1 protein-coding gene is annotated in these 2086 nt (G+C 59.7%); it reads left to right on the top strand.

Annotated elements, in window-relative coordinates; translation table 11 throughout:
* Window positions 1-79 precede the first annotated feature (79 nt).
* A complete protein-coding gene (locus tag NW852_RS01305) occupies window positions 80-2026 on the top strand; it encodes an alpha-1,4-glucan--maltose-1-phosphate maltosyltransferase (RefSeq protein WP_414371781.1) in 1947 nt (648 codons plus the stop codon).
* Window positions 2027-2086: the final 60 nt, after the last annotated feature.

Below are 2086 nucleotides of genomic sequence, written 5' to 3'. Positions count from 1 at the left end.
GGCGGGCTAATCCTGAAGCGGCAGGCAAGGCCCTCCACAGCCGGGCAGAGCATTTTTGAAAAGGGGCGAAGTTAACCCTATGTGGCCAGCGGAAGGTCGGCAACGGGCCATCATCGAGGCGGTGACGCCGGAAATCGACGGTGGGCGCTACGCCATCAAGCGAACGGTGGGGGAGTACGTGGTGGTGGAGGCGGACATCTTCGCCGATGGCCACGACCAACTCTCGGCGGTGCTCAGTTTTCGCCAGGCCGGGGCAACAGACTGGGAGGAGCTCTTCATGGAGCCCATCGGCAACGACCGCTGGCGGGCCCAATTTCAGGTCACACAAATCGGCCAAGCCTTTTACCGCATCTTGGCCTGGGTGGATCCTTTCCAAACCTGGCAGCAGGATCTGCACAAGCGGGTGGCTGCCGAGCAGGATGTGGCGGTGGAGCTGTTGATCGGGGCGGAGCTAGTGGAGCGGGCCGCCCAGGCTCAAAGCGGGGATCTGGCGGCAAAGCTGCGCAACTACGCCCAAATGCTCCGCCAAGGCGGGGATCCGGCTATCGCGATCGCCCTTTCCCCAACCCTGGGATCCCTGATGCAGCTCTACGGCGAGCGCCGCTTCGTCACCGCCTACCCGGAGCGACGGGTTTGGGTGGATCCGGAGAAGGCCCGCTTCAGCACCTGGTACGAGCTGTTTCCCCGCTCCTGTGGCCCTGACGAGCACACCCACGGCACCTTCCAGGATGTGATCGCTCGCCTGCCGCTGCTTGCCGAGATGGGCTTCGATGTGCTCTACCTGCCCCCCATCCACCCCATCGGGCGCACCTTCCGCAAGGGCAAAAACAACTCTATGACGGCAGAGCCGGAGGATGTGGGCTCTCCCTGGGCCATTGGCGGGCCAGAAGGCGGGCACAAGGCCATCCATCCGCAACTGGGATCCCTGGAGGATTTTCATCGCTTGGTGGCGGAGGCCAAAAAACTCAACATCGATATCGCCCTGGACATCGCCTTCCAGTGCTCGCCGGATCACCCCTATGTGAAAGAGCACCCGGAATGGTTTAGAAAGCGGCCCGACGGCACCATTCAATATGCGGAGAACCCGCCCAAGAAATATCAAGACATCTACCCCCTCGACTTTGAGACGGAAAACTGGCAGGCCCTCTGGGAGGAGTTAAAAAGCGTTATCGAATACTGGATCGACCAGGGAGTCACCATCTTTCGGGTTGATAATCCCCACACCAAGGCTTTTGGCTTTTGGGAGTGGTGCATCGGCCAGATCAAGGCCAAGCACCCGCAGACAATCTTTTTGTCTGAAGCCTTCACCCGCCCCAAACTGATGAAATCCTTGGCCAAGCTGGGCTTCACCCAGTCTTACACCTATTTCACCTGGCGCAACGACAAGTGGGGCCTGACGGAGTACTTCACCGAGCTCACCCAAACCCCGATGCGGGAGTACTATCGCCCCAACCTCTGGCCCAACACGCCGGACATTCTGAACGAGTTCTTGCAAAAGGGGGGACGCCCGGCTTTTATGCTGCGCCTCATCCTGGCGGCCACGCTGGGGGCCAGCTACGGCATCTACGGCCCCGCTTTTGAACTCTGCGAAAACCGTCCCCTCCGCCCCGGCAGCGAAGAGTATCTGGACTCGGAAAAATACCAAATCCGCCACTGGGATCTGGACACACCGGATAACTTGCGGCCTCTGATCGCGCAGGTGAACCGGATCCGACGGCAAAACCCGGCTTTGCAAAGCGACTGGAGCTTGGTGTTTCACCCCACCGACAACGAGGCCCTGATCTGCTATTCCAAGCGCACCTTTGATGGCAGCAACCGCATCTTGGTGGCGGTCAACTTGGATCCGTTTCACATTCAATCCGGCTGGGTCACCCTCAACCTGGGGGCTTTGGGTTTGGAACACTGGCAAACTTTCAAGGTGATCGACCTCTTGGACGGCCAGCAGTATTCCTGGCAGGGATCCACCAACTACATCAAGCTGGATCCCTGGACGATGCCAGCCCACATTTTTCTCATCGAAAGCTGAAGATCCCGACAACAGCAGTACAGTAAACTACCCGGCTCCGACCGCTAAGCGGTACGGAGC

The organism is Synechococcus sp. H60.1 (assembly GCF_047462335.1).
Lineage (GTDB): Bacteria > Cyanobacteriota > Cyanobacteriia > Thermostichales > Thermostichaceae > Thermostichus.
Note: the sequence above shows the minus strand (reverse complement) of the source record. Positions and strands in the feature narration are given on the sequence as shown.